The 25,981-nt window shown below is 65.4% G+C and carries 22 protein-coding genes and 1 pseudogene; 14 read left to right on the top strand and 9 right to left on the bottom strand.

What is annotated here, in order from left to right; genetic code table 11:
* The first annotated feature begins 64 nt into the window (after nucleotides 1-64).
* Nucleotides 65-175, top strand: a complete 111-nt coding sequence (locus G6N57_RS31970) for a hypothetical protein (RefSeq protein ID WP_003883225.1) — start codon at nucleotides 65-67, stop codon at nucleotides 173-175.
* Nucleotides 176-269: 94 nt separating this feature from the next.
* On the opposite strand, the pseudogene G6N57_RS06645 reads toward G6N57_RS31970, so the two are convergent.
* A pseudogene (locus tag G6N57_RS06645) lies at nucleotides 270-704 on the bottom strand (CGNR zinc finger domain-containing protein); the annotation flags it as partial.
* 85 nt (nucleotides 705-789) lie between these two features.
* Between G6N57_RS06645 and G6N57_RS06640 the strand changes: the two are divergent.
* Genes G6N57_RS06640 through G6N57_RS06630 form a run of 3 tightly spaced genes read left to right on the top strand, consistent with a single transcriptional unit; the run spans nucleotide 790 to nucleotide 3,307 of the window.
* Nucleotides 790-1,653, top strand: coding sequence for an alpha/beta fold hydrolase (locus G6N57_RS06640; RefSeq protein ID WP_077739789.1), 864 nt, complete (start codon nucleotides 790-792; stop codon nucleotides 1,651-1,653).
* On the top strand, nucleotides 1,653-2,330 hold the full coding sequence (locus G6N57_RS06635; RefSeq protein WP_077739788.1) for a haloacid dehalogenase type II: 678 nt from the start codon (nucleotides 1,653-1,655) through the stop codon (nucleotides 2,328-2,330). The genes G6N57_RS06640 and G6N57_RS06635 overlap by 1 nt, the downstream gene beginning before the upstream one ends.
* Entirely contained in the window at nucleotides 2,327-3,307 is a 981-nt protein-coding gene (locus tag G6N57_RS06630) for a zinc-binding alcohol dehydrogenase family protein (protein ID WP_077739787.1), read from the top strand. Before G6N57_RS06635 ends, G6N57_RS06630 begins: the two co-directional genes overlap by 4 nt.
* A 102-nt stretch (nucleotides 3,308-3,409) precedes the next feature.
* On the opposite strand, the gene G6N57_RS06625 is transcribed toward G6N57_RS06630, so the two are convergent.
* The 3 genes from G6N57_RS06625 to G6N57_RS06615 all read right to left on the bottom strand — a co-directional run bounded on the left by G6N57_RS06625 (nucleotide 3,410) and on the right by G6N57_RS06615 (nucleotide 6,306).
* On the bottom strand, nucleotides 3,410-4,198 hold the full coding sequence (locus tag G6N57_RS06625; RefSeq protein ID WP_077739786.1) for an ABC transporter ATP-binding protein: 789 nt from the start codon (nucleotides 4,196-4,198) through the stop codon (nucleotides 3,410-3,412).
* Nucleotides 4,179-5,210, bottom strand: a complete 1,032-nt coding sequence (locus tag G6N57_RS06620; RefSeq protein WP_077739785.1) for a taurine ABC transporter substrate-binding protein — start codon at nucleotides 5,208-5,210, stop codon at nucleotides 4,179-4,181. The genes G6N57_RS06625 and G6N57_RS06620 overlap by 20 nt, the downstream gene beginning before the upstream one ends.
* A gap of 232 nt (nucleotides 5,211-5,442) precedes the next feature.
* Nucleotides 5,443-6,306, bottom strand: coding sequence for an ABC transporter permease (locus G6N57_RS06615; RefSeq protein ID WP_097926466.1), 864 nt, complete (start codon nucleotides 6,304-6,306; stop codon nucleotides 5,443-5,445).
* A 216-nt stretch (nucleotides 6,307-6,522) separates the two neighbouring features.
* On the opposite strand from G6N57_RS06615, the gene G6N57_RS06610 reads away from it, so the two are divergent.
* Genes G6N57_RS06610 through G6N57_RS06600 form a run of 3 tightly spaced genes read left to right on the top strand, consistent with a single transcriptional unit; the run spans nucleotide 6,523 to nucleotide 9,807 of the window.
* A complete protein-coding gene (locus tag G6N57_RS06610; protein WP_235652668.1) occupies nucleotides 6,523-7,167 on the top strand; it encodes a TetR/AcrR family transcriptional regulator in 645 nt (214 codons plus the stop codon).
* Nucleotides 7,164-8,021, top strand: a complete 858-nt coding sequence (locus G6N57_RS06605) for a 3-hydroxyacyl-CoA dehydrogenase (RefSeq protein WP_077739783.1) — start codon at nucleotides 7,164-7,166, stop codon at nucleotides 8,019-8,021. Before G6N57_RS06610 ends, G6N57_RS06605 begins: the two co-directional genes overlap by 4 nt.
* 16 nt (nucleotides 8,022-8,037) lie before the next feature.
* On the top strand, nucleotides 8,038-9,807 hold the full coding sequence (locus tag G6N57_RS06600) for an oleate hydratase (RefSeq protein WP_077741803.1): 1,770 nt from the start codon (nucleotides 8,038-8,040) through the stop codon (nucleotides 9,805-9,807).
* Between the two features lie 13 nt (nucleotides 9,808-9,820).
* Here G6N57_RS06600 and G6N57_RS06595 read toward each other — a convergent pair whose 3' ends face one another.
* Entirely contained in the window at nucleotides 9,821-10,435 is a 615-nt protein-coding gene (locus tag G6N57_RS06595; RefSeq protein WP_077739782.1) for a DUF3159 domain-containing protein, read from the bottom strand.
* A gap of 104 nt (nucleotides 10,436-10,539) precedes the next feature.
* Here G6N57_RS06595 and G6N57_RS06590 point away from each other — a divergent pair, with 104 nt between their 5' ends.
* From G6N57_RS06590 to pntB, 3 genes are all read left to right on the top strand, one after another.
* Complete coding sequence (locus G6N57_RS06590; protein ID WP_077739781.1) at nucleotides 10,540-11,553, top strand: magnesium transporter CorA family protein; 1,014 nt, start codon at nucleotides 10,540-10,542, stop codon at nucleotides 11,551-11,553.
* Between the two features lie 118 nt (nucleotides 11,554-11,671).
* Nucleotides 11,672-13,198 (top strand): Re/Si-specific NAD(P)(+) transhydrogenase subunit alpha, encoded by a 1,527-nt coding sequence (locus tag G6N57_RS06585; protein WP_077739780.1) that lies wholly within the window; start codon nucleotides 11,672-11,674, stop codon nucleotides 13,196-13,198.
* Between the two features lie 36 nt (nucleotides 13,199-13,234).
* The gene (pntB, locus tag G6N57_RS06580; RefSeq protein ID WP_036446145.1) at nucleotides 13,235-14,674 is read left to right on the top strand and encodes a Re/Si-specific NAD(P)(+) transhydrogenase subunit beta; all 1,440 of its coding nucleotides are present in this window, start codon (nucleotides 13,235-13,237) and stop codon (nucleotides 14,672-14,674) included.
* Between the two features lie 70 nt (nucleotides 14,675-14,744).
* Here the strand turns inward: pntB and G6N57_RS06575 are convergent, their stop codons facing one another.
* Nucleotides 14,745-15,329, bottom strand: coding sequence for a TetR/AcrR family transcriptional regulator (locus G6N57_RS06575; RefSeq protein WP_162563928.1), 585 nt, complete (start codon nucleotides 15,327-15,329; stop codon nucleotides 14,745-14,747).
* 87 nt (nucleotides 15,330-15,416) lie between these two features.
* Between G6N57_RS06575 and G6N57_RS06570 the strand changes: the two genes are divergently transcribed.
* Together G6N57_RS06570 and G6N57_RS06565 are read left to right on the top strand one after the other, a co-directional pair.
* The gene (locus G6N57_RS06570) at nucleotides 15,417-16,247 is read left to right on the top strand and encodes a phytanoyl-CoA dioxygenase family protein (protein WP_077739778.1); all 831 of its coding nucleotides are present in this window, start codon (nucleotides 15,417-15,419) and stop codon (nucleotides 16,245-16,247) included.
* Nucleotides 16,248-16,261: 14 nt separating this feature from the next.
* The gene (locus G6N57_RS06565) at nucleotides 16,262-16,645 is read left to right on the top strand and encodes a RidA family protein (protein WP_077739777.1); all 384 of its coding nucleotides are present in this window, start codon (nucleotides 16,262-16,264) and stop codon (nucleotides 16,643-16,645) included.
* 72 nt (nucleotides 16,646-16,717) lie between these two features.
* Here G6N57_RS06565 and G6N57_RS06560 read toward each other — a convergent pair whose 3' ends face one another.
* Nucleotides 16,718-19,519: a cadherin-like domain-containing protein gene (locus G6N57_RS06560; protein ID WP_077739776.1), complete on the bottom strand. Its 2,802-nt coding sequence runs from the start codon at nucleotides 19,517-19,519 to the stop codon at nucleotides 16,718-16,720.
* A 216-nt stretch (nucleotides 19,520-19,735) separates the two neighbouring features.
* Nucleotides 19,736-22,549: a cadherin-like domain-containing protein gene (locus tag G6N57_RS06555; RefSeq protein ID WP_165777808.1), complete on the bottom strand. Its 2,814-nt coding sequence runs from the start codon at nucleotides 22,547-22,549 to the stop codon at nucleotides 19,736-19,738.
* Nucleotides 22,550-22,670: 121 nt separating this feature from the next.
* On the opposite strand from G6N57_RS06555, the gene G6N57_RS06550 reads away from it, so the two are divergent.
* A complete protein-coding gene (locus G6N57_RS06550; RefSeq protein ID WP_077739774.1) occupies nucleotides 22,671-23,831 on the top strand; it encodes an ROK family transcriptional regulator in 1,161 nt (386 codons plus the stop codon).
* Between the two features lie 31 nt (nucleotides 23,832-23,862).
* Nucleotides 23,863-25,002 (top strand): acyl-CoA dehydrogenase family protein, encoded by a 1,140-nt coding sequence (locus G6N57_RS06545; protein WP_077739773.1) that lies wholly within the window; start codon nucleotides 23,863-23,865, stop codon nucleotides 25,000-25,002.
* On the opposite strand, the gene G6N57_RS06540 is transcribed toward G6N57_RS06545, so the two are convergent.
* Nucleotides 24,977-25,891: an alpha/beta fold hydrolase gene (locus G6N57_RS06540; RefSeq protein WP_077741801.1), complete on the bottom strand. Its 915-nt coding sequence runs from the start codon at nucleotides 25,889-25,891 to the stop codon at nucleotides 24,977-24,979. The two genes, G6N57_RS06545 and G6N57_RS06540, sit on opposite strands and share 26 nt — an antisense overlap.
* Nucleotides 25,892-25,981 lie beyond the last annotated feature (90 nt).

The following is a 25,981-nucleotide window of genomic DNA, read 5'->3' as shown; positions in this document are numbered from 1 at the left end:
AGAGTGTAGGCAATTCCGCGCGCGGCCCTGTTCCGGCCTTGCCTACTGCGTCTAGACTCCGGGCATGGATCCGAATCCTGACTACGACCTCAGCGACGAGAGCGACTTCTTCTTTCCGTGGCTGGCCTGGGGTCTGCGTGGCGTCTACCCGCCGCCGGCCTATCCCCCGGTGTAATCAGGGACTGTTCGTCAGTCTTCGCAGTCCTCGCGCGCTGGTGATACCGGCGCGCCTTTGTTCGGTTTCCGCAGGCGGCCATCGAACACCAGCGTGCGGTGTTCGGCTTGCTCCGATCGATCAGGAACAGCCGGCAGTCCGGGTTCGCACACGCGCGTAGCCGCCCCGCCCCCTCGGCCCGCAGCGCGTCCCACGCCAGAATCGCCCGCAGGGCGCCGCGCCGCGCGTCGTCCGCATCGAACTCCCAGTTCAAGCCGTTCTCCGTCGCGCGTCCCCGCAGCACCGCCGCATTGACAAACGGGTCGAGCGCAACCGCCGTGTCGGTTCCGCGCACCACAGCCTGAAGCGCATTCCGGGCTGCGATCAGCTCTACCAGTTCCGCTTCGGTCGCCCCGTGCTCACGCAGCCAGACATCCGCATGCGGCTGCTCCGCGAGCACATCGCGCTGCCTTCCTTGGACCACCGGCGTGGTGTTGAGCAGATCGAGCAGCAGGTCCTCGTCCCGCAGCCCCACCTCCGTCAGCCTCATATCTAACCTCCAAACAACTATTGACAGGTTATGCCGCCGGGCGTTAGATGTCACTAACCAGTAAAACTAGTTAAAGGAGTTAGTCATGACCGTTCATCATCGCTACGCCACCGTCGACGGGCAGCGGCTGTTCTACCGCGAAGCCGGCGCACCGGACGCCCCGGCGATCGTGCTGCTGCACGGCTTCCCGACGAGCTCGTACATGTTCCGCGACCTCATCCCCCGGCTGGCCGAGCGCTACCACGTCATCGCCCCCGACCACCTGGGCTACGGCCACTCCGACGCACCATCGGTCACCGAGTTCGACTACACCTTCGACGCGCTGGCCGACCTCACAGACGGTCTACTGAGCCAACTCGGGGTGTCCCGCTACGCGATCTACGTCCAGGACTACGGCGCCCCCATCGGCTGGCGCCTGGCACTGCGGCATCCGGAGGCCGTCACGGCGATCGTCAGCCAGAACGGCAACGGCTACGACGAGGGCTTCGTCGAGAGCTTCTGGAACGGTGTCTGGGCCTACCAGCGCGAGCAGACCCCCGAGACCGAGGCCGGCGTGCGGACCGCGCTGAGCGTCGACGGCATCAAATGGCAGTACCTGACCGGGGTTTCCGACGAAAGCCTGGTAAACCCCGACACCTGGGTGCACGACGCGGCGATGGTGTCCCGGCCGGGCAATGATCTGGTGCAGCTCAAGCTGTTCCGCGACTACGCGACCAATGCCCCGCTGTACCCCACGCTGCACGAATACCTGCGCACCAGTGCGGTGCCCGTGCTCGCGGTGTGGGGCGAGGGAGATCCGATCTTCGGGCCCGACGGCGCGCGCGCCTTCGCCAAGGACGCCGTCGACGCCGAGATCCACCTGCTCGACGGCGGGCACTTCCTGCTGGAGACCCATGTCGACCAGGTCGCCGCATTGATCGACGATTTCCTGCAGCGTCGGGTCGGCTGATGCGGCCCGCGGTGCTGGTGTTCGACGTCAACGAGACCCTCATCGACATCGAGTCCCTGCGGCCACATTTCGAGCGAATGTTCCGCGACCCACAGGTCCTGCGCGAATGGTTCGGCCAGCTCGTCATGTACTCCATGGCCATCACGATGTCGGGGCGATACACCGATTTCTTCGCCCTTGGGCAAGGAGTCCTGCGGATGACCGCCGAGGTCCACGGAGTCGAACTCGGCGACGACGATCTGCACGCGCTCACCGACAGCATGCGAACGATGCCGGCACACGCCGATGTCGCCGAGGGGCTGCAGGGTCTGCGCGACAGTGGCTATCGCCTTGTCACCCTCACGAATTCGCCGCACAGCGATGGACCAACACCGCTGGACAACGCCGGACTGGCGGGGTATTTCGAGCACCAGTTCACGGTCGGTGACCAACGCATCTTCAAGCCGGCACCGTCGCTGTATACCGGCGTCGCCGACTACCTGGGGTTAGAGCCCTCGGACTGCATGATGGTCGCCGCCCACATGTGGGACACCCTGGGCGCCCAGGCCGCCGGCTTCAGCGGAGCACTCATCTCCCGCCCCGGCAATGCCGTGCTGCGAGCACCAGATGTGCCCCAACCCACCGTCATCGCATCAGACCTCTTGCAGCTAAACCGTATTCTGGAGGAACAATCATGAGCACCATGCGCGCCATCGTTCTCGACGGCTTCGGCGGGCTCGATCACCTCGTCTATACCGACATTCCCAAGCCTGAGCCCAAGGCAGGCGAAGTGGTCATCAAGATCAAGGGATTCGGGATCAATCACGCCGAAATGCACATGCGGCGCGGCGAATGGGCCGAAGCCGCTCCCGTCAGCGGCATCGAATGCGTCGGCATCGTCGACTCGTGTCCCGGCGGCGAATTTCCCATCGGCGCGAAAGTCGCCGCACTCATGGGCGGATTGGGCCGCACCATCAACGGGAGCTATGCCGAGTACACCCGGGTGCGCGGCGCGAACGTCGCACTGATCGACGCTGACCTGCCGTGGGCCCAGCTGGCCGCTCTGCCCGAAACCTACGCCACGGCGTGGACCTGCCTGTTCCGCAACATCAACCTGCAGTCCGGCCAGACCCTGGTGATCCGCGGCGCCACATCATCGTTCGGCCAGGCCGCGGTCAAGCTCGCCGTCAACGCGGGGGCCAGGGTCATCGCCACCACCCGCAGCATCGACCGATTCGCATTGCTGGAAAGTCTCGGCGTCGATCGCGCAGAAAAGGAAGTGCCTGACCTGAGCGGGCACCTCGCTGAGTCCGGAAAGGTCGACGCGGTGCTCGACCTGGTCGGCAACAGCACGATCCTCGACTCCCTGGAGATGCTGCGCCGCGGCGGAACCGCTTGCCTGGCAGGATGGTTGGGTGGACTCGACCCGATCCCCGACTTCAACCCACTGCTGCAGATGGCCAGCGGCGTCAATCTGACGTTCTTCGGAAGCTTCGTGTTCGGCTCACCTGGGTTCCCGCTGTCCGACGTGCCGTTGGGCGACATCGCCCGCCAGGTCGCCGACGGCGGGTTGCAGGCCGCGCCGTCGCGGGTCTTCACCTTCGATCAGATCCGCGACGCACATGAGGTCATGGAGTCCGGCGAAGCAGGCGGGAAGATGGTGGTGGTCGTCTGACCAGCCTGACGCGGCGTGTTCGCTCTATCGCTCCGACGAAAGTGACGCCATGGTCGTTACCCGCAAGGGTTTACGACCGTGGCGTCACTTTCGTCGCATGAATCAGGCGGCGGCCAGTTTCACGGCCTCACTGACCTCCGTGCGCAACTTGAGGTACTCCGGCGACCGGCGCAGTTCGTGCGCGTCGACTCCGGTGCGTGGCAGTTCCACCGGCAGGTCGAGGGCGATCTTGCCGGGCCGGCGGGTCAGCACCACGATCCGCGATCCCAGGAACGCGGCCTCGTCGGCACTGTGCGTCACGAAAACCGTTGTGCGACCGGACTCCGCACTCACCTGCCGGACATCCTCCTGCAACCGCTCGCGGGTCAGCGCATCCAGCGCCGCGAACGGCTCGTCCAACAGGAACAACGGGGTCTCGGCAGCCAGCGCCCGCGCGATCGCCACACGCTGCTGCTGCCCGCCACTGATCTCCCAGATCTTGCGTTTGGCCGTGCCTTCCAGGCCGACCCGCTCCAGCAGCTCCTCACGCCGCTCGGCCCGGCGCTCCCGCGGCACCTTGGCGTACTTGAGTGCCAGGTCCACGTTGCCGCCGACGGTGCGCCACGGGAACAGCCTCGGCTGCTGGAACACCACGCCCGAGGTCACCCCGGGTGTCGGCGGCGTACCGGCCACGTGAACCTCACCCTCGGAAGGCGTTTCGAACCCGGCGATCAGACGCAACAGGGTGCTCTTGCCACACCCCGACGCCCCCACCAAGACCAGGAACGAGCCGGGCTCGACATGCAGATCCAGTGGCCCGAGCGCGGTCACCTCATCCGAGCCGCGACCGTAGCGGTGTGCGACGTTCTTGATCTTCAGTCCGCCGGGCGCGTCACTGCTTGGCGATGACATCCGGCAACCCCTTCGTATAGATGGCGTCTTTGAGGACCTGCAGCGGCGCAGCCTCGGGGATCTGCTTCTGATCAGCCAGGAACTGCGATGCGCTCTGCAGATTGGCCGCGATGTTGCCCGGTGTGCCGTCGGTACCCAGCCACTCGGGCGAAGCCACCTCGGCCGGCGTCAGGTAGACACCCTGCTTCAGTTGTCCCGCAACATCTTCGGGGCTGAGGCCGACCTCGGCCGCGATCGCCTTGGCGGCGGCCTGCGGGTCGTTCTTGATCACGTTCAGCGCACGGGCCTGCTGCTGGCGCCAGATGTCGACGACCTCGGGGTGAGCGGCGGAGAAGTCGTCGGACACCGCAGCCAGGTCCAGTGTCGGCTTGCCGTCCTTGGCCAGCTGCCGGCTGGTGATCAGATCCTTGCCGGTCTTGCGCAGCTGATCCAGGGTGGGCAACCAGCTGTAGGCCGCGGCGATGTCGCCGCGCTCCCAGGCCGCCAGGATGGCCTGCGGCTGCAGGTCGATCAGCTGAACATCGCTGGGCGACAAGCCGTTCTGCGCCAAGGCAGCCAGCAGACTGTAATGCGCGGTCGACGCGAACGGCGTGGCGACACGCTTGCCGCGCAGGTCGGCGATCGAGTTGACCCCGGCGCCGTCACGGGCCACCAGGGCCTCGTTGTCACCGGCGACGTCGAGCACGAAGGCCACCTGGTACGGAATGTTCAGCGGGGCCGACAAGCCGCGGGCCACCGGACTCGAACCCAGGGCGCCGAAGTCCAGCTCCTTGGCGATGAACGCGGTGTTCACGTCGGCACCCGAGTCGAACTTGGTCCACTTGATGTTGTAGTCGGGCAGTGCCTCTTCGAGCCACTTGTTGTTCTTGACGATCAGATCCCCGCTCGGGAAAGACTGGTAGCCAATGCGAATGGTGGGCTTCTCGGAGCTTTGCCCGGAGTGGTCCACCGCGCAGCCGGACACGGCCACTGCCGTTATCGCAAATGCAGCTAGTACGCCTTTGAATCTCAAGATGCTGTCCTTCCGGTTGGAAAACGTGGTCGGCGGTCCGGGAGCATGGCCTCGTCGCTGGGCAATGGGAGCGCTCGGGCGGAAATGTCGGTGGCGACGGCTAGCGTGCGGTTATGTCGCGGTTCCGGTTGTTGCCCAGCCCTGAGCAGGAGGGGGTTCTGCTGGCTCACTGCAGGGACGCGGCCTAACCCGATGGATGCGACTGAAATCTCGGGAAACACCCGTGAGGACGTCAAATCTTTCCTCTCCATGGCACAGCCCGTCGCTCCACAGCCCGCAAACCTCCGTCGATCACCAGACCCGAGATCCCGATGGCGAAGATCCCGACCAGCACGACCGGCGTGTTGTTGTAATTGCTTGCGTCCTTGACCAATCCGCCGATACCGGGGATGCCGTTGAACAGTTCGGCGGCCACCACCGACGAGTACGCCATCCCGACGGCCAGCCGGATGCCGGTGAAGGTTTCCGGCAGCGCCGACGGCACCACGACGTCACGGATGACCTGCGCGCGGGTTGCCCCCAGCGCCCGGGCCGCTTCCTGCAGCCCGACCGGTGCGGCGACGACGGCGGCCGTGGTGGCCACCGCGGCCGGCGGCAGTGCGGCCAGGGCGAGCAGCGTGATCTTGGGTGCTTCGTCGATGCCGAGCCAGATCACCAGCAGGAAGAAGTAGGCCAGCGGCGGCAGGGCGCGCAGGAACGTCAGCCATGGTTCGAGGACGCTGCGCAGCCAGCCGACGGACCCCATGAGCAGGCCGAGTCCGACGCCGACCACCACACCGATGACGACACCGGCCAGCACGCGGCGCAGCGTCATATAGAGGTGCTCGTAGAGCAGGTATCCCGCGTAACCGCGGGCCCCGTCATGGGTGGTGGAGACGTCGATGAACGCGCGCCAGACCGTCGACGGGTACGGCACGAACGTCTGATTCCAGATCCCGGCCCAGGCCACGGCCTGCCACACCGCGAAGAACACCACGACCGACAGCAGCGGCAACGCGGAGCGGGTGAGCAGGGCCCGCCATCGGTTGGACGCGGCGGCAGGACGTGGGGGGCCGGTTTCGGCCTCAGGGGGAACGATGTCGACGAACACAGACACTGTGGGCAGCTTTCTGTTGCTGAAGGCAGGAGGTGGCGATTGGCTTCAGCGACGACAGCAACCGGGCAGCGTTCCGTTCACCCGGGTATTGGTACCGGCGACCGGGGGCCGGGTGAAGGTCTGAAATCGAGATGAGTTTATTTGCCGCCCCGGGTTGACACCGTCCGATGTAAATGAGTACGTTCATTAATGAGCGTACTCATTAGTGAGGTGATCATGACCGGCCGTCGGACGCGCAACATGCAGGACAAGCAACAGCGGATCTTCGCCGCGGCGAGTTCACTGTTCGACGCGCACGGGTTCGAGCCCGTCACCGTGGCCCAGATCGCCGAGGCCGCCGATGTCGCGGCCGGGACCCTGTTCCGCTACGCCTCATCGAAAGCCGAACTGCTGCTGATGGTCTACAACGACCAGTTCCGGCAGGCGATCGAGACCGGCATGCGCAACGCGGCCGATATCGACGACCCGAGCGCGGCGGTGTTCGCGATGGTGGCGCCCGTCATCACCGAGGCCGCACGTCAGCCGGACAACGCGACGGCCTACCAACGCGAGCTGCTGTTCGGGTCTCCCACCGAACGTTTCCGCGCCGAGGGCCTCGACCACGTCAAACGCCTCGAAGATGCGATCGCCGCGCGCCTGCTGCGCTGCCGCTCGGCCGATCCGACCACCGACACCGAGTTGCAGGCCAACGCGGACCGCGCCGCCAGAAGTGTCTTCGCGGCCCTGCATCTCTTGGTGGCCCAACCCTCTACCGGCGTGAAGTGGGGCGCCGACGGTGCTCACGAACTGCTCCAGCAGATCAACCAGATCGTGCTGGGGTTCCTGGCAGCCACAACACCACGAGAAGGAGAACCATCGTGACCAACTCCATCAAGAAGGTGACCGTGCTCGGAACCGGCGTGCTCGGTTCCCAGATCGCGTTCCAATCCGCGTTCAAAGGCTTCACCGTCACGGCCTACGACATCAACGACAAAGTCCTCGAGGCGGCCAAGGGTCGGTTCGACAAGCTGGCCGAAACCTACGCCAACGAGGTGCCCGACGCCCGCGACGGCAAGGCCCAGGATGCGTTGAGCCGGCTCACGCTGACCTCCGATCTCGCCGCGGCCGTGGCCGACGCCGACCTGGTCATCGAGGCGATCCCCGAGATCCTCGATCTCAAGCGGGAGACCTATCAGAAGCTGGCCACGCTCGCGCCGGCCAAGACCATCTTCGCCACCAACTCCTCGACGCTGCTGCCCAGTGATCTCAAGGATTCCACCGGCAGGCCCGACAAGTTCCTGGCGCTGCACTTCGCGAACCGCGTGTGGCAGTTCAACACCGCCGAGATCATGGGCACCACCGACACCGACCCGGCCGTGTTCGCCGCGGTGGTCGAGTTCGCCAAGGCCATCGGGATGGTCCCGGTCGAACTGCACAAGGAGAAGGCGGGCTACGTCCTCAACTCACTTCTGGTGCCGTTCCTCAACGCCGCGGCCGAGCTCGCGGCGGGCGGCTACGCCGACCCCAGCGCGGTCGACGACACCTGGCGGATCGCCACCGGCGCACCGGTCGGCCCGTTCCAGATCTACGACATCATCGGCCTGACGACGCCGTACAACATCATGGCCAACGGAGACGCCGAAGCTCAGAAGCTCGCTGCGTGGCTCAAAGAGAACTACATCGACAAAGGCAAGTTGGGCCTCGCCACCGGCGAGGGCTTCTACAAGTACAACTGAGCAGAAAGTGGGCGAAATGTATTACAGCAGTGGCAATTACGAAGCATTCGCACGCCCCCGCAAACCGCAGGGCGTAGAAGACAAGACCGCGTGGTTCGTCGGCGCCGGTTTGGCATCGATGTCGTCGGCGGTCTTCATGATCCGCGACGGACAACTCCCCGGCAACAAGATCACCATCCTCGAGCGGCTGAAGCTGCCCGGCGGCGCCCTCGACGGCATCAAGGAGCCGGAGAAGGGCTTCGTGATCCGCGGTGGCCGCGAGATGGAAGACCACATGGAATGCCTGTGGGACCTGTTCCGGACCATCCCCTCGCTCGAGATCGAGGGCGCCAGCGTGCTCGACGAGTTCTACTGGCTCAACAAGGACGATCCGAACTACAGCCTGTGCCGGGCCACCGAGAACCGCGGCCAGGATGCCCACACCGACAACAAGTTCGCGCTCAACGCCAAGGCGCAGAAGGACATCGTCAAGGTGTTCCTCGCGACCCGCGAAGAGCTGGAGAACAAGCGCATCAACGAGGTCTTCGGTAAAGACTTCCTGGACAGCAACTTCTGGCTGTACTGGCGCACCATGTTCGCGTTCGAAGAGTGGCACAGCGCGCTGGAGATGAAGCTGTACATCCACCGCTTCATCCACCACATCAAGGGCCTGCCGGATCTGTCGGCGCTGAAGTTCACCAAGTACAACCAGTACGAGTCGCTCGTCCTGCCGATGTACAAATGGCTGCTGGAGCAGGGGGTGACCTTCCACTTCGATACCGAGGTCACCGACATCGACTTCGACATCACCGCGGACCGCAAGCAGGCCACCAGGATTCACTGGATCAAGGACGGTCAGCCGGGTGGGGTCGACCTCGGCCCGAACGACCTGGTGCTCACCACCATCGGCTCGCTGACCGAGAACTCCGACGACGGTGACCACCACACACCGGCCAAACTCAACACCGGGCCCGCGCCGGCGTGGGACCTGTGGCGCCGGATCGCGGCGAAGGATCCGTCGTTCGGACGCCCCGATGTCTTCGGCGCCCACATCCCAGAGACGAAATGGGAATCGGCGACCGTCACCACCCTGGATCACCGCATCCCCGAATACATCCAGAAGATCTGTAAGCGGGATCCGTTCTCCGGCAAGGTGGTTACCGGTGGCATCGTGACCGCCCGCGACTCGAAGTGGCTGATGAGCTGGACCGTCAACCGGCAGCCGCACTTCAAGCAGCAGCCGTCCGACCAGATCGTGGTGTGGGTGTACGGGTTGTTCGTCGACACCCCGGGCGACTACGTCAAGAAGTCACTGAGCGAGTGCACCGGCGAGGAGATCACCCAGGAATGGCTGTATCACCTCGGCGTGCCGGAATCCGACATTCCTGAGCTGGCCGCCAACGGCGCCAAGACCGTGCCCGTGATGATGCCGTACGTGACGTCGTTCTTCATGCCGCGGCAGGCGGGCGACCGTCCCGCCGTCGTCCCGGAAGGCGCGGTGAACTTCGCGTTCATCGGTCAGTTCGCCGAGACCACCCGCGACTGCATCTTCACCACCGAGTACTCGGTGCGCACCGGGATGGAAGCGGCGTATCAGCTGCTGGGCATCGACCGCGGGGTGCCCGAGGTGTTCAACTCCACCTACGACGTCCGCAAGCTGATCTCCGGAACGGTGCATCTGCGGGACGGCAAGGAGGTCGACCTGCCGGTCCCGGAGATCATCCGCAAGCGCGTGATCGGCAAGATCACCGACAACGAGATCGGTGAACTGCTGGCCGAATACGGCTTGATCCCCGGCAACGGCTGAGGATCGACGCCGCTCAGGTCGCCGAGCGTGGCAGTGCCCGGATGGCATACCGGGCACTGAGCAGGACCAGCGTGGTGGTGACGACGAACAACGGCCAGCCCATCGCCAGCCGCGCGACCGCGAGCAGTCCGTCCTGGCCCGTGTCGTAGAGGTAGTTCTGCACCAGGAACCGCGACCACGACACGGTCGCCAGGACGGCGGTGACGATGTTGAAGACCAGCCGCACCCCGGGGACCTGACGCCAGGTGCTGTCGCGACCGGTGGCCCAGGCCCAGATGACGCCGACCAGCGGACGCCTGACCAGGATCGAGCCGGTCATCACGATGGCCGAGGCCAGCGACATCCAGATGCCCGGTAGATAGAAGTCTTTGGCCTGCCCGGTGAACAGGGCCAGCAGCGCGCAGCCCGCCACCCCGACGAATCCCCACACCGCGGGCCGGACCGATTCGCGGCGCAACAGCTGCCAGCCGAACACGGCGGCCGCGGTCACCAGCGCGGCGATGATCGCGGGGACCCGTCCCGAAAGCGCGGAGACCGTCGCGTACACGGTCACCGGCAGTGCCGAATAGATCATGCCGCTGACACCGCCGACACGCGCCATCAGTCCGTCGAGTGGGGAATCCGTCATGGGGGTGTGGGCCTCGTGTTCAAGATCCGGCAGGTCCCCATCGAGAGTACCGAGCCCGCGTGTGGCTACCCCGCCAGCGTCCCCACGGTGCTTGACTGATCCGTGTGAGGAAGGTGCAGGGACGGATCTGGCGCTCCGGCAAACCGGTCGACGGTTTCACGTTCACGGACATATCGGACTGCCTGGCCGAAGAGGACACCTTGGTCTGGGCCGACATCTACGACCCCGACCACGAGGCGCTCCGCGAGCTGGCGCAGGAACTCGGGCTCAACATGTGGGCGGTCGAAGACGCCGTCGCCCCCAAGGAACGCACCAAAACCTCGGTGTACCAATCGCATACGTTCTTCACGGTGTACGCGGTCGACACCCGGACGCCGGGTGAGGACGCCCCACCGGACACCTCGCTGTTGGTGAAACACCGCATCTCGGCGTTCGTCCTGCCGCATGGCCTGATCACCGTCCGGCTGCCCAGCGTCAACGGTGCGACCACCGAGTTCGACATCGACGAGGTGTCACGACGCTTCGACGACCTCGGCGGTCAGAACTACGGTGTCGGCGCCCTGGTGCACGGCCTGCTCGACGTCGTGGTGGACGGACACTTCGAGGCCGTCGAGGCACTCGACGAAGCCATCGAATCGCTCGAAGACGAGTTGTTCGCCGACGGTGGGCCACGCCGCGGCCTCCAACGGCGCACCTTTCAGCTGCGCAAGGACCTGGTCGAGCTGCGCCGGGTGGTGCTGCCGATGCGTGAGGTGGTCAGCACCATCCAGCACCGCAGGCTCGACTCGTCCACCTCTCCGGCCCTCGACCCGCTATACGCCGACCTGTACGACCATGTGCTGCGGGCCTCGGAGTGGACCGAGTCCCTGCGCGACATGGTCACCACCGTGTTCGAGACCAACCTGTCCCTGCAGGACGCCCGGCTGAACACGGTGATGAAAAAACTCAGCGGCTGGGCCGCCATCATCGCGGTGCCGACCGCCATCACGGGCTTCTACGGCCAGAACGTCATGTATCCCGGGATCAACACCGTCGTGGGCTTCATCGCCAGCAGCATTTTGATTGTTGTGCTCGTGATCCTGTTGTATGTGATGTTCAAACGCCGGGACTGGCTGTAACCCGAGCTGGGCCGTTGAACACATCCCCCAAAAGGGGCATGGGCGTTATCTGAACACAAATGCGACACTCTTCCAGGCTGAACGAAGAGGCCTACCAGAAAGAAACGGAGCAGAGTCGATGCTCATCGGGATCCCGCGCGAGTCCCTACCTGGGGAAACGCGCGTTGCCGCCACGCCGCAGACTGTCGGACAGATTATCAAGCTCGGGTACGAGGTTGTCGTAGAAAGCGGCGCCGGTGCTGCCTCGAGCTTCTCCGACGCCGCCTACGTAGAGGCTGGTGCCGAGGTCGGCTCGCCGTGGGACGCCGACGTCGTCTTGAAGGTCAACGCGCCTGATGATGCCGAGATCGGCAAGCTGCGCGACGGAGCGACGCTAGTGAGCTTGATCTCACCCGCGCTCAAGCCGGAACTCGTGGAGAAGCTGTCCACCCGGCCCATCACGGTGCTGGCGATGGACGCGGTGCCGCGTATCTCGCGCGCCCAGTCGCTCGACGTGCTGTCCTCGATGGCCAACATCGCCGGCTACCGCGCCGTGGTCGAGGCCGCCCACAGCTTCGGCCGGTTCTTCACCGGTCAGGTCACCGCGGCGGGCAAGGTGCCCCCGGCCAAGGTGCTCGTGGTGGGTGCCGGCGTGGCCGGCCTGGCCGCCATCGGCGCGGCCGGATCGCTCGGCGCCGTCGTCAAGGCCACCGATCCCCGCCCCGAGGTCGCCGACCAGGTCGCCTCCCTCGGCGGTGAGTACGTGTCCGTCGACCCCAACGCCGGCGAAGTGTCGGCCACCGGCTACGCCAAGGAAATGGGCGACGACTACAAGGCCCGTGAGGCCGAGTTGTACGCCGAACTGGCCAAAGACGTCGACATCATCATCACCACCGCGCTGATCCCGGGTAAGCCCGCGCCGCGCATCATCACCGGTGACATGGTCGCCTCGATGAAGGCCGGCAGCGTCATCGTCGACATGGCCGCGGCCAACGGCGGCAACGTCGAGGGCACCGTCAAGGACCAGGCCATCGTCACCGACAACGGTGTGACGATCATCGGCTACACCGACCTGGCCGGCCGCCTGCCCGCCCAGGCCTCCCAGCTGTACGGCACCAACCTGGTCAACCTGCTCAAGCTGCTGACCCCGGACAAGGACGGCAAGGTCGTCCTCGACTGGGACGACGTGGTGCAGCGCTCGATGACCGTGGTGCGCGACGGCGAGACCACCTGGCCCCCGCCGCCGGTACAGGTCTCGGCTGCCCCGGCCGCTCAGCCCGCCGCGGCTGCGCCGGTGGTCAAGGAAGAGAAGAAGCCGATGTCGACCGGACGTCGTCTCGGCGTCACGTTCGCCGCGGCTGCCGCGATCTTCGCCCTGATCGCGATGTCCCCGGCGGCGCTGCAGGTCCACCTGACGGTGTTCGCGCTGGCGATCGTGATCGGCTACTACGTGATCGGCAATGTGCACCACGCGCTGCACACCCCGCTGATGTCGGTGACCAACGCGATCTCCGGAATCATCGTGGTGGGCGCTCTGCTGCAGATCGGCCACGGCGACATCGCGATCACCTCGCTGGCCTTCGTCGCCATCCTGCTGGCCAGCATCAACGTATTCGGCGGCTTCGCGGTGACGCGTCGCATGCTCGCGATGTTCTCCCGCAGCTAGAACCTGCGTGCCCACAGAGACTTTGGAATGGATTCCATGTTCACCCTAGAAAACGTTGCCACCGCGGCCTACGTCGTCGCGGCCCTGCTGTTCATCCTGGCCCTGGCCGGACTGTCCAAGCACGAAACCTCCCGTGCCGGTAACACCTTCGGCATCACCGGCATGGCGATCGCCCTGATCGCCACCATCGCCCTGGCTGTCGAGCGCAAGATCGAGCCGCTGGGCCTGGCCCTGCTGATCGGCGCCATGATCGTCGGTGCCGCAATCGGCCTGTGGCGCGCCAAGGTCGTCGAGATGACCGGCATGCCCGAACTGATCGCCCTGCTGCACTCGTTCGTCGGTCTGGCGGCCGTGCTGGTCGGCTGGAACGGCTACCTGCACGTCGAGAACAACCTCGGCGGCGAGGAAGCGGTCAAGCTCGTCGGCGAGAAGATGCTGGGCATCCACTCGGCCGAGGTGTTCATCGGTGTGTTCATCGGTGCGGTCACCTTCACCGGCTCGATCGTGGCCAACCTCAAGCTCTCGGCTCGCATCAAGTCCGCGCCGCTGATGCTGCCCGGCAAGAACTTCCTCAACATCGGCGCGCTGATCGTCTTCGCCGCACTGACCGTGTGGTTCGTCATCGAGCCGCACCTGTGGCTGCTCATCGTGGTGACCGTGCTCGCGCTGCTGCTGGGCTGGCACCTGGTCGCCTCGATCGGCGGCGGCGACATGCCCGTCGTGGTGTCGATGCTCAACAGCTACTCCGGTTGGGCCGCAGCCGCCTCCGGCTTCCTGCTCGGCAACGACCTGCTGATCATCACCGGCGCCCTCGTCGGCTCCTCCGGTGCCTACCTGTCCTACATCATGTGCAAGGCCATGAACCGGTCGTTCATCTCCGTGATCGCCGGTGGTTTCGGCATCGAGGCCGGGCCCGCCGAGGACAAGGACTACGGCGAGCACCGCGAGATCAACGCCGAGGGTGCAGCCGAACTGCTCGCCCACGCCGACTCCGTGATCATCACGCCCGGCTACGGCATGGCCGTGGCCCAGGCCCAGTACGGTGTGGCCGACCTGACCCGCAAGCTGCGTGAGCGCGGCGTCAACGTCCGCTTCGGCATCCACCCGGTCGCCGGACGCCTGCCCGGCCACATGAACGTGCTGCTGGCCGAGGCCAAGGTGCCCTACGACATCGTGCTCGAAATGGACGAGATCAACGACGACTTCGACGGCACCTCCGTCGTGCTCGTGATCGGCGCCAACGACACCGTCAACCCGGCCGCCGCCGAGGATCCGGGCAGCCCGATCGCCGGCATGCCGGTGCTCACGGTGTGGAACGCCGACCACGTCATCGTGTTCAAGCGGTCCATGGCCTCCGGTTACGCCGGCGTGCAGAACCCGCTGTTCTTCCGGGAGAACACCCAGATGCTGTTCGGCGACGCCCGCGACCGCGTCAACGACATCCTCGCGGCACTGCCCGTGGCGGAGCACGTCTAGGTTCTCTGCCCAGCAGACGCCAAAGCCCCCAATTCCTTCGGGAAATGGGGGCTTTCGCGTCGGTCCTCGGTCAGGTCCGCAGCTTCTCGAGCTCCTGGGTCACCAATGCCTCCAGCCGACCGGGCGGGAATCTGCCCGGCTCGCTGATGGCGTGCAGGGCCAGGCCGTCGATCAGGGCGCAGAGGATGTCGCACTGCGCGGCCGGATCGAAATCGTTGCGCAGGTATCCCTCGTGCTGCCCCTCGGCCAGCAGTGCCTGCACCCGCGCGCGGATCGCACCGTAGCGGCTGCGGACTGTCGCGGCGAAGGCCGGCTCGGTTTCGCTGCTGGCCAGTGCCTGGGCATAGATGCGCCACAGCGCCTCGTTGGCCTGGGTGGTGGGTAGCGGAACGACGCACAGTCTGCGCAGACCGTCGAATCCATCGGGGGCCACCGCGGCCAGCAGGGCGTCGAACGGATCGAACACCGCTTGGGCCGCGGCCACCAGCAGCTCCTGCTTGTCCTTGAAGTAGTGCATGACGACGCCTGTGGTGTAACCGATTTCGCGCGCGATGGACCGCAACGACGCCGCCGACAGGCCGTCCCTGGCGATGACGCGGATCGCCGCGTCGACCACCTCGCCCTGCCGGGTCGATGCGGTACTGCTGACGGACATATCCACGCTCCAGGTCTTGACAGCCGGTCCGAACGTGAGCAGCATAACACTCGTTATGTACATCACAACTGTTATGAGGTAGCGATCATGCAGGTAACCGACCAGATGAAGCGAGACCTGGCTGCCGACGGCGCCATCGTCGTCCGTGGTCTCTTCAGCCCCGAACAACTCGCCCGGGTCCGCGAGGCCTTCGACTACGGCATCGAGCATCCGAGCCCGGGCGCCAAACGGGTATACCCGGGCACCCCCGACGAGCACTTCAACGAGTACGGCAACCCGGAGAACATCGAGCAGTACCTCGGTTTGATCAAGGAACTCGAACTCGCGGACTTCGCTGCCTCCCTATGGGATTCGGAGCACGTGTGGTTCCTGGGCGAGGAACTGTTCATCAAGAAGGGCGGCAAGGCCGGCCGCTCACCCTGGCATCAGGACACCGCCTACATGCCCGCCAACGGGCCGCACCTGCTCAACATCTGGGTCAGCTTCGAGACGTTGCCGCGGTACAACGCGCTGGAATTCGTCCGCGGATCGCACGCCGGCATCCAGTACGACGGCACCACCTACACCGATCCGACCGATCCCACCAAACCCTTGTGGCCTGACTCAGATTGGCCGCGACTGCCCGACATCGAAGGCGACCGCGCGAAGGACCCGACGTCCTGGGACGTCATCTCCTGGGATCTGGAACCCGGCGACGCACTCGTATTCCACTCCGGTTCCCTGCATGGCGGCGCCCCGGTCACCCCCGACTGCCCCGACCGCCATACCCTGGTGTTCCGGTTCTTCGGCGATCAGCTGTTCTACCGGCCGGTGCCCGACGCGAGGCCGGATTTCGCCCACGACGTGAGTGCACTCAACGACCCCTCGCTGACGCCGGGCGAGCCCTACCACCCCGAGTACTTCGCGCAGCTGCGCTGAACCAGGAGCCAGGCATGAAAATAGTTGTCCCGCAGTGGATGCAGCCGATGTACGACACCCACCACTTCGCGCCCGCGGTGATCGACGGCGACCACTTGCGCTGCTCGGGAATGATCGGCATCCGCCCCGACATGAGCGTCGCAGAGGATCCACGCGAGCAGTTCACTCAGGCCTTCGAGAACCTGCGCGGGCTGCTCGCCGAGGCAGGCCTGACCTTCGCCGACGTCACCGACATCACCAGCTACCACGTCGGCCTGCAGCAACATGTGCAGGTGTTCGGCGAGGTGAAGGATGAGTTCGTCACGGCTCCATATCCAGCCTGGACCGCCGTCGGCGTCACCGAGCTGGCCGTCCCGGGCGCGCTGGTCGAGATCCAGATCATCGCTCGGATGCGTTGAACGCCAACCGCTCCGACACACTCACCGGGAGTGAGCGGGTCGGAGCGGTTGGGTTGCTGGGCTGTCCAGCGACTACATGTTCTCCCTGTCCTCGTCGATCCTGTCCTGGTCGTTGACGCTCTGCACGTCGCCGTCGAGATCAGAGGTGATGTGGCCGGTCATCGTCCGCTGCAGCTTGTTGATGGTGGCATCGGCGTCGAGGTAGCCGGTGTGCGTACCCGTGACGGTGATGTCGGCGACATAGTGGATGCTGGACTGGCTGGCGGTGGTGTCCGTCGATTCGGTGCCGTTGAGGATCATCCCCTCTTCGTTGACGTAATCGGTGTAGGTGACGGTGCGGACGATGTGCCCCGTCGCCGAATCGGTGGTCTCGGTGACCACCGCGGTGCCGCCACCGGCACCGGCGTACGTTCCGGTCGGCGGCAGCGGCGCCGTGCTCGGCACGTACGTCTTGAGTTCGGGCGCCCAGGTCGGATCCGGGGTGGTGCGATCACCCTCCACCGGACCGACGCTGGTGGTGTAGTTCAGCTTGGCGATGACCAACCGGGTGTCTGTCGCATCAGCGCCGCTGGCTTCCCAGAACGCCACCGCATCTCCGGTGTTGTTCCAGCTCGCCATGCTCCGGGCGGTGTACCCGTCGCCGTCGACGAACACCGGAATCCCGTTCTCGCCCTTGAGGTCATCTTCGATTGCGATGACCCATTCCTGGTTCGTGATATTTGTCGAATCCCCGGTTCCCCGGTACTTCTCGTACACCACACCTTGGATGTCCGCCGGCAGGAAGGCCGGACGGACGATCCGCGACATCGGCGTCAGCGCGTCATACCCACGCGTGCTGCCGACCGCGATCCACTGGCCGTTGGGAGACATGTCGATGTCCTCGTCGTAGTCGAGGTTGCCGGTCAGCCGGGTGACCTCGCCGGTCTCCAGGTCGACCACGATGTCATCGACATTGCCTGCCTCGTAGCGGCCGCCGAGGATGATCACGCCCTTACCGTCCGGGGTCCACTGCTTGCCCTCGCCGACGGGGTAAACCACACGGGCGTCGGCGATTTCATATCCGGCGTCAGTACGCTCCAACCGGCCGACCACCGGCACCGCCGTGATGAGACCCGTCGAGGTCATCTGGATCTGACTGAACAACACATGCGTACCGTCAGGCGAGATTCTCATCTCACGTTGCGGATCGATGGCACGTGCACCGGAAGGTGGCGTGATGACCGGAACCAGTTGTTTGCCTTCTGCGGTCTCTTCGTACACGACATAGGAGTTCGGGCTGGTCCTGACTTGGATCATCAGCCGCCCCGTCCCGTCGTCGAACGGATCGACTCTGCCCAGCCCTGCAGTGATGTCCGTGGACACGCCGCAGGTGATGCATTCGACAGTCGAGCCGTCGACACTGATCCGATAGATCTCCTCGCGACCGCCGGCCGTTGGTGTGGCGGAGAAATAGAGGGATTTTCCGTCGTCGGCGAAGCGCGGAGTGTTCGGGTTGGTGATGCCGTCCGGCAGGTCCAGGATGACCCGCTCCACAGTGGGGCTGAGCACCGTGACATCGATGTCGTTCTGGGCGGTGCGGGGCTTGAAGAGTGCCAACAGGTTGACCTTGTCACCGTCGGTCACTGACACCGTGAACGAATCCACCTGTGCCGCATCGTAATCGATGTCGTCCGGCGTGTAGGTGAACTCACCGGTCTCCTGGTTGATGGTGACCGTCCCGTACTTCGGCGCCTCGGTCACCGTGTAGGTCAACTCATCACCCTCGGCGTCGGTCACCCCGATATTGCCGGTCACGGTCTGGCCGGTCTGCACCGTGGTGGTCGGGCTGCTGACCACCGGCGCCTGGTTGAACGCGTTACGACGGACCCACGCCAGTGCCGCCCACATGATCGGCGTGAACGGTTCCGGCGAATCCGGAGCGGGGGCGAGGAACGGATTGAGCACCGTGGTGACGATCCCGTTCAACACACCCATGACGCCTTCGGCCGGGTTCTCGGCCTGCGCTGCGGGGGTGGCGATCGCGCCGGCCGTGGTACGCACATCAACCGCGGCAGAGGTGATCACGGACTCGGCATCGTTAGTCGCCGCTGCGAGACCCGCATCGCTGAACTTCTCGGAGATCTTCTCGGTCACCCGATCACCGATCGTCCCGGTGACCTGCTCGACCCGGTCGGTGACCTCCTTGGCTTTCGCCAGTGACCGCTCGAGGGTGGCGCTGAGCTCGACCGGCCCGACCGGAGCCGCGGTCTTCGAATCGGCGTCCGCCACGGCATCCACGGTCCGTGGCGACGCGATGTCGGGCAACGAGATTTCCGGTAGCGAGAGCGTCGGCAGTGACAACTCCGGCTTCTCCGTGCCGTTATTGCGGGTCAGCACGCTCTCCCGCACCTTGTCCGGTATCGACGACAACGACGCCAGATGCGCATCGATCGCTCCGGCGAGGCCGTCGGGCCGGCCCGGTTCCTTCTGTGCCCCACCGCTGCTGCTGATCGTCACGCCGGGTGCCAGCTCTTTGGTCGATGACGTCTTGCCCGACCGCTTCGGCTTGGGCAACTTCTTGGCCCAGCCCTTGCCGGGGCCATTGGCCGATGTTCCGCTCTGGCCCGGCGAGCTCTCACCCGAGGCCCCGGCAGATGTCGGCCCCGTCGAGGTCTCACCTGATGCCGAGCTCGCGGAGGCCGACGTCGACGAGTCCGAGGAGGATGTTCCGGTCGGGTCGGCCGCGGCGACACCGTGGCCGGACGCGAGTGCGGCGACCAGCCATCCCGTAACCACGATGCCGCTGTAGGCACCGATACGCCCCGTGGTCTGGAGTGTCCGGCGAGATGGCGGGGCAGTGTGTTGCGGATTGAAGAGCGGATTGACAACAGTCATAGCGTGACTCCAGTTGCCCTGCGGGCAGGTTTAATTGGGTTGACGAATTTAATAACAGCACTTTTCTGACCGATCGGAAGACGATTGACAGAATTGGGACGGTTTCATATGGGAGTGCGCGAAGCGGGCCGAATCCGTTGCACGCCAACCACTCCGACACAGATCGGCGGTGGAATCCGGTCGGAGTGGTCGACTTGGAGGATGCGGCGTGGGCCGTTACGCGTTCTGCTGGGCGTCCTCGATCGCGTCCTGATCCAGGATGCTCTGCACATCGCCGTCCACATCAGAGGTGATGTAGCCGCTGTAGGTCTGCCGGTTGGTGATGGTGGCATCACCTTTGAGGTAGCCGGTGTGCGTACCCGTGACCGTGATGTCGGCGGCGTAGTGGATGTACATCTGATTGGCAGTCGAGTCAGTCGACTCGGTGCCGTTGAGGATCATTCCGTCCTCGTTGACGTAGTCGGTGTAGGTGACGGTGCGGATCGTGTGTCCCGGGTTGGTCTGGTCCGCGGCCTCGCTCACCACGGCGGTGCCGCCACCCGCGCCGGCGTAGGTACCGGTCGGCGGAAGCTCCGGTGCGCTGGGAACGTACGTGCTCAGCTTGGGCAGTGTGGACGACATTTCCGGAGTTGAGTTGTCGCCCTCGAGCGGGCCGACGCTCGTCGTGTACTTCAGGTTGGCGATGACCAACCGCGTATCCGTCGGGTCGTCCTTGCTCTGTTCCCAGAATGCGACCGCGCTGCCGTCCGGATTCCATCCGGGCATGCTCTGACCGGCGTACCCGTCACCTTCGACAATCAACGGCAACCCGTCTTCACGCTCCAGCTCGTCGTCGATCGCGACCACCCAGGCCTGGTTGGACACATTGACCGGGGATGCATAGGCGTTGTAGACCGGCCCCACGATGTAGGCGGGCAGAAATGCCGGTCGCTGGATCCGCGACATGGGCGTCAGCGCATCGAGGCCGCGCGTACTTCCGGTGACGATCCACTGCTCGTTCGGCGATTCGAAGACGTTCTCCTCGTAGTCGAGACCGGCTGTCTCGCGGGTGATGTTCCCGGTGGCGAGATCGACCTTGATGGCATCGACGTTGCCCGCGTCGTACTGGCCGCCCATGATGATCACGCTCTTGCCGTCGGGCGTCCAAGACTTGCCCTCGCCATAGGGGGCGACCACACGAGCATCCTCGATCTCATACCCGGCCTCTGTGCGGACGAGCTTGCCGACCACCGGGACGATCGCGACGTAGCCGTTGGTGCCCAACTCGAGCCGACTGAACAACACGTGGGTGCCGTCCGGCGAGATCTTCATCTCGCGCTGCCTGTCGACGACGTACGTCGGGCTGTCCGGCGTGGTGAGCGGCACCAACTCCCGTCCGTTGACACCGTCCTCCAGGACCGCATACGTGTACGACCCCGTACTCGACGTAACGCGGATCAGCACCCGGCCCGAGCCGTCTTCGAAAGGCAATGGTTTCTGCAGATCGTCGGTAACGGTCGTGGTGACACCACAGGTAAGGCACTCCAGCCCGGTGCCATCGATGTTCATCTGGTAGATCTCGTCGCGACCACCGGCAGCGGGTGTCCCCCCGAAGTAGATCGACTCACCGTCTTCAGAGAACCGCGGCCGCGTCGGGTTGGTGATGCTGTCGGGCAGGTCCAGGATCACGCGCTCCACCTCGGGGCTGAGCACAGTCACGTCGACGTCCTTCTGCGCCGTGCGCGGCTTGAACAGACTCAGCAGGTTGATCCTATCGCCATCGGTGACCGACACCGTGAACGAATCCATCTGCGCCGCATCGTAATCGATGTCGTTCGGGGTGTAGGTGAACTCGCCGGTCTCCTGATCGATCGTCACCGTCCCGTACTTCGGCTGCTCGGTCACCGTGTAGGTCAGTTCATCACCTTCGGCATCCGTCGCGCCGAGATTGCCGGTCACCGTCTGGCCCGTCTGCACCGTGGTCACCGGGTCAGACGGCAGTGTCGGCGCCTGGTTGAACGCGTTGCGGCGCACCCACGCCAGTGCCGCCCACATCATTGGCGTGAACGGTTCCGGCGAATCCGGAGCCGGCGCGAGGAACGGATTGAGCGCCGTGGTGACGATCCCGTTCAGGACACCGAGTACCCCTTCGACGGGAGCCGCGGCCTCGACTGCCGGCACGGCGGCCGATGCGACCGTCGCCTTCGCAGCCGTCCGTAGATCGGCTGCGGCAGAATCGAATACCGCCTCATCAGTTGTCAGCACATCTGGAGCGGCGATCTGCCCTTTGACCCTGTCCGTGAGCTTCCTGGTGACCTGCTCCACCCGCCCGACCGACTGCTCAAGGGTGGCGCCGATACTCACGGAGTCCGCCGCGGCGAGAGTCGCCTTGGTATCGGACACCGCCTCCGATGCGCGCGGCGACGCGAGGTCGCGCAACCGCAGGCCAGGCAGAGGCGATACCGGCTTCTGGACACCGTCCGACAAATGAGCAATCGTCGACCTCACCTTGTCGGGAATTGACGACAGCCCATCCAACTGCGTGTCGATCGCCTCGACCAGGCCGGCGGGTTTGTCAGTTTTCTGTTGTGGTGCAGGGTCTTCGACATTCACTTGTGTCGGTACATTGCGCACACCGCCATTGCTGCTGATCGTCACGCCGGGTGCCAGCTCTTTGGTCGATGACGTCTTGCCCGCCCGCTTCGGCTTGGGCGACCTCTTGGCCCAGCCCTTGCCGGGACCGTCGGCCGATGATCCGCCCTTGCTCGCTGCCGAGCTGTCGCCCCGGCTACCGGTGGTGGTGTCACCGGACGACGTACTCGCCGGACTCGAGGTGGACGACTCCGACGAGGACGTCCCTGTGGTGTCCGCCGCCGCGACGCCGTAGCCGGACGCGAGCGCGGCGACCAGCCATCCCGTCACCACGATGCCGCTGTAGGCACCGATACGGCCGGTAGTTTGAAGTATCCGGCGAGTTGCGGTCGGGCCTGCCGGAGCGCCCGATTGAGGGGAGGTGAACTGCGGATTGATGAGCGGATTGACAGCAGTCATGGCGCGGCTCCGATGCCCTAGGCCTATTTAATTTCTGTGACGAACTTAATAGCAGCATATTGTTGAGACCGTCAAGGAGGTTCTGCTGAAACGGTCAGAATCGGCGCGGCAGGAGAAGCAGGTGTTGCACCTGTTGCATCGCCAACGCGTCGTCCACCTGCTTCGGACCGAGGGCCCACTGGCCCGGGCCGACTTGGCCGATCGGCTCGGGCTGAGCCGTCCCTCGATCACCGCAATAGTCGGCGAGTTGATCGAGGACGGGACCCTCATCGAACTGGATGCCCGCATCGAAGGACCGGGCTACCGTGGCCGCCCGCGCAAACTACTGGGCTGCAACCCCCAGGCAAGACGGGTGCTCGGCATCTGGATCGACGAGCGTCGAGCACGCGTCGCCCTGGCCGACGCAACCGGCAACATCTCGCGCGAGGACGAGACACCTACAACCGGTCGCACCCCCGCGTCGGTGATCCGCTCGATCACTCGGATCGGCAAGCAGATGATCGAGGAAGCCACGGACAGTTCAGTCGTCGCCGCCGGTGTCTGCCTCCCCGGATTCATCGACAGCACAACCGGTTTCGTCGTCGAATCGAAAGCGCTGGGTTGGTCCGAGGTGGAGCTGGGCAAGCCGATCTCACACGCGCTCGGAATTCCGACCGCCGTGCAGGACACCACCCAGGCAATGACACTGGCCGAGACCATCGCCGGCCAGGCCAGAGAGGTGCGTTCGGCCGTGCTGCTCAATTGCGGTGGGCACTTCAACGTCGGCCTGATCATCGGGGGACGTCCGTACCCAGGGGCCAGCGGTGTTGCCGGCGCTATCGGACACATGCCCGTCGCCGGCAGCCAAGCGAAATGCGCATGCGGGCGCATCGGCTGCGTCAACGCCGGTATGTCCCTGCACGCCATGCAATCGGTCGCGCCGCACACCGAGGGGATGGCGCTCAAGGAGATCGACCTCGACGCGGTGGCCCAGGAGACAGCCCGAAACCCGCACTCCCAGAAGATCATCAGCGATGTCATCGACCAGATCGCCCGCACCGCGATCCTGATCGAAGCAGTGCTCGATCCGGAGATTCTCATTCTGTCCGGGCTCATCACCGAGTTCGAAGTACTCATCGTCGCCCTCGAAGCGCGCATCGAAGAAATTCGCCCACCCGAGCGACGGGGCCGCACGACCACCGTGCGCTCGCAGATCGGACGTGACTACCGGGTCGCGGTCATCGTCGCCCTGCAACAGCTCGACCCCGACATCGCGGGGCTGCTAGAAACCCCCAGCCCATGACCTGCCGCCAGGAAAACTAGGATGTGCAAGTATGCCTGTTGACCGCCTGCTCCCCTCCGATGAGGCGCGCGAACTCATCGAGCTCACCCGCGACATCGCCGACAAGGTGCTCGATCCGATCGTCGACCAGCATGAGAAGGCCGAGACCTACCCCGAGGGTGTGTTCGCCCAGCTCGGCGCCGCGGGGCTGCTGAGCCTGCCGCAGCCCGAACAGTGGGGTGGCGCAGGCCAGCCCTACGAAGTCTACCTGCAGGTCCTCGAGGAGATCGCAGCGCGGTGGGCCGCGGTCGGGGTCGCGGTCAGCGTCCACAGCCTGTCCTCGCACCCCCTGCTGGCCTACGGCACCGAAGAGCAGAAGCAGCGCTGGCTGCCGGGCATGCTCTCCGGTGAGCAGATCGGCGCCTACAGCCTGTCCGAGCCGCAGGCCGGATCCGACGCCGCGGCGCTGAGCTGCAAGGCCACCCGCGACGGCGACGCCTACGTCCTCAACGGCTCCAAGGCCTGGATCACCCACGGCGGCAAAGCCGATTTCTACACCCTGTTCGCCCGGACCGGTGAGGGCTCGAAGGGCATCTCGTGCTTCCTGGTCCCCGCCGGACTCGACGGGCTGAGCTTCGGCAAGCCCGAGGAGAAGATGGGCCTGCACGCGGTGCCCACCACCTCGGCGTTCTACGACAATGCCCGCCTCGACGCCGACCGGCTGATCGGGCAAGAGGGACAAGGCCTTTCGATCGCGTTCTCCGCGCTTGACTCCGGCCGGCTCGGCATCGCCGCCGTGGCGGTCGGTATCGCCCAGGCCGCCCTGGACGAAGCCGTTCGCTATGCCAACGAACGCACCACGTTCGGCCGCAAGATCGCCGACCACCAGGGGCTCGGGTTCCTGCTGGCCGACATGGCCGCCGCCGTGGTGAGCGCGCGGGCCACCTATCTCGACGCCGCGCGCCGCCGCGATCTCGGGCTGCCGTACTCGACCCAGGCCAGCGTCGCCAAGCTGATCGCCACCGACGCCGCGATGAAGGTCACCACCGACGCCGTGCAGGTGTTCGGCGGCGTCGGCTACACCCGCGACTTCCGCGTCGAGCGCTACATGCGCGAAGCCAAGATCACCCAGATCTTCGAGGGCACCAACCAGATTCAGCGGCTGGTCATCTCGCGGGGACTGGGATCCTGACGAATGGCGTCACCGCGGCCAGGAACTGCTCGGGCTGCTCGACCATCGGCGTGTGTCCCGCGCCCTTGATCACCACGAGCGGCAACCCGGCCGCGGTGTACCGCTCGACATTGGGCGCCGTCGGGGTCAGCACGTCCTGGTCTCCCCACAGCACCAGCACCGGCTTATGCAGTGCGACAAGCGTTTCCACGACTGGGTGCGGCCCTTCGACGGAGTCGCACAAGCCGGCGTAGGTGAGGCGCTCCAACGAGCGGTGCGCATAATCGGGCACCGGGAAGTCCGCGGCGAATCCGGTCTGCAGGGAACCCTCGCTGATCGCGTCGACTCCGCGGAAAAGATCCATCGCCGGACCGATCACCGGCCAGCACACCATCTTTCCGAGCAACGGCATGCTGACCAGGTCGTCGGCGGCCGGGGTATCGGAGACCACCACGCGCTCCACCAGGTCCGGATACTGCCGGGCCACCTCGGCCGAGACCGCGCCGCCCATCGAATGCCCGATCAACACCGCGTGACGCACACCCAGCGCGACGAGCGCGTTGTGCACCGCCTTGGCCTGTCCGGCCGATTGATACGCACTGGCATCGCTGGGCGCTTCCGAGCCGCCGTGGCCGACCAGATCGATCGCGATCACACGCTGATCGCGGACCAGCTGCGGGGCGACCCGTTCCCACCATTCGATCGAGGACGAATACCCGTGCAGCAACACCACGGCGCGCTCCCCCGGCGGCCCGTACTCGCGCACGTTGAGATCGGGGCCGTCCAGTTCCAGCACGTGCCCACCGGCAAAAGGCTCGGCCTTTCGCACCTCTTTGTTGACCACAAGTTCGTTCAGCAGCAACGCGACGACGGCCAGCAGAAGCACGCTCACGGCGATGCGCAATTTCACGTTGTGCACGCTAATGCCGAGACGGCGGCGATGACCAGCCGTTTTCCCCGGTGGGCGGAGTCTCAGCGAACGACCCCATAATGGCAGGTG

It is taken from the genome of Mycolicibacterium boenickei (assembly GCF_010731295.1).
GTDB classification, from domain to species: domain Bacteria; phylum Actinomycetota; class Actinomycetes; order Mycobacteriales; family Mycobacteriaceae; genus Mycobacterium; species Mycobacterium boenickei.
The sequence above is the reverse complement of the archived record's forward strand: the minus strand, read 5'-3'. Positions and strand labels throughout refer to the sequence as shown.

What these genes read in the sequence shown, in the direction of transcription:
- G6N57_RS31970 (WP_003883225.1), top strand. Translation starts at nt 65, where the DNA reads ATGGATCCGAATCCTGACTACGACCTCAGCGACGAGAGCGACTTCTTC.
- G6N57_RS06640 (WP_077739789.1), top strand. Translation starts at nt 790, where the DNA reads ATGACCGTTCATCATCGCTACGCCACCGTCGACGGGCAGCGGCTGTTC.
- G6N57_RS06635 (WP_077739788.1), top strand. Translation starts at nt 1,653, where the DNA reads ATGCGGCCCGCGGTGCTGGTGTTCGACGTCAACGAGACCCTCATCGAC.
- G6N57_RS06630 (WP_077739787.1), top strand. Translation starts at nt 2,327, where the DNA reads ATGAGCACCATGCGCGCCATCGTTCTCGACGGCTTCGGCGGGCTCGAT.
- G6N57_RS06625 (WP_077739786.1), bottom strand. Translation starts at nt 4,198, where the DNA reads ATGTCATCGCCAAGCAGTGACGCGCCCGGCGGACTGAAGATCAAGAAC.
- G6N57_RS06610 (WP_235652668.1), top strand. Translation starts at nt 6,523, where the DNA reads ATGACCGGCCGTCGGACGCGCAACATGCAGGACAAGCAACAGCGGATC.
- G6N57_RS06600 (WP_077741803.1), top strand. Translation starts at nt 8,038, where the DNA reads ATGTATTACAGCAGTGGCAATTACGAAGCATTCGCACGCCCCCGCAAA.
- G6N57_RS06595 (WP_077739782.1), bottom strand. Translation starts at nt 10,435, where the DNA reads ATGACGGATTCCCCACTCGACGGACTGATGGCGCGTGTCGGCGGTGTC.
- G6N57_RS06585 (WP_077739780.1), top strand. Translation starts at nt 11,672, where the DNA reads ATGCTCATCGGGATCCCGCGCGAGTCCCTACCTGGGGAAACGCGCGTT.
- pntB (WP_036446145.1), top strand. Translation starts at nt 13,235, where the DNA reads ATGTTCACCCTAGAAAACGTTGCCACCGCGGCCTACGTCGTCGCGGCC.
- G6N57_RS06575 (WP_162563928.1), bottom strand. Translation starts at nt 15,329, where the DNA reads ATGTCCGTCAGCAGTACCGCATCGACCCGGCAGGGCGAGGTGGTCGAC.
- G6N57_RS06570 (WP_077739778.1), top strand. Translation starts at nt 15,417, where the DNA reads ATGCAGGTAACCGACCAGATGAAGCGAGACCTGGCTGCCGACGGCGCC.
- G6N57_RS06565 (WP_077739777.1), top strand. Translation starts at nt 16,262, where the DNA reads ATGAAAATAGTTGTCCCGCAGTGGATGCAGCCGATGTACGACACCCAC.
- G6N57_RS06560 (WP_077739776.1), bottom strand. Translation starts at nt 19,519, where the DNA reads ATGACTGTTGTCAATCCGCTCTTCAATCCGCAACACACTGCCCCGCCA.
- G6N57_RS06555 (WP_165777808.1), bottom strand. Translation starts at nt 22,549, where the DNA reads ATGACTGCTGTCAATCCGCTCATCAATCCGCAGTTCACCTCCCCTCAA.
- G6N57_RS06545 (WP_077739773.1), top strand. Translation starts at nt 23,863, where the DNA reads ATGCCTGTTGACCGCCTGCTCCCCTCCGATGAGGCGCGCGAACTCATC.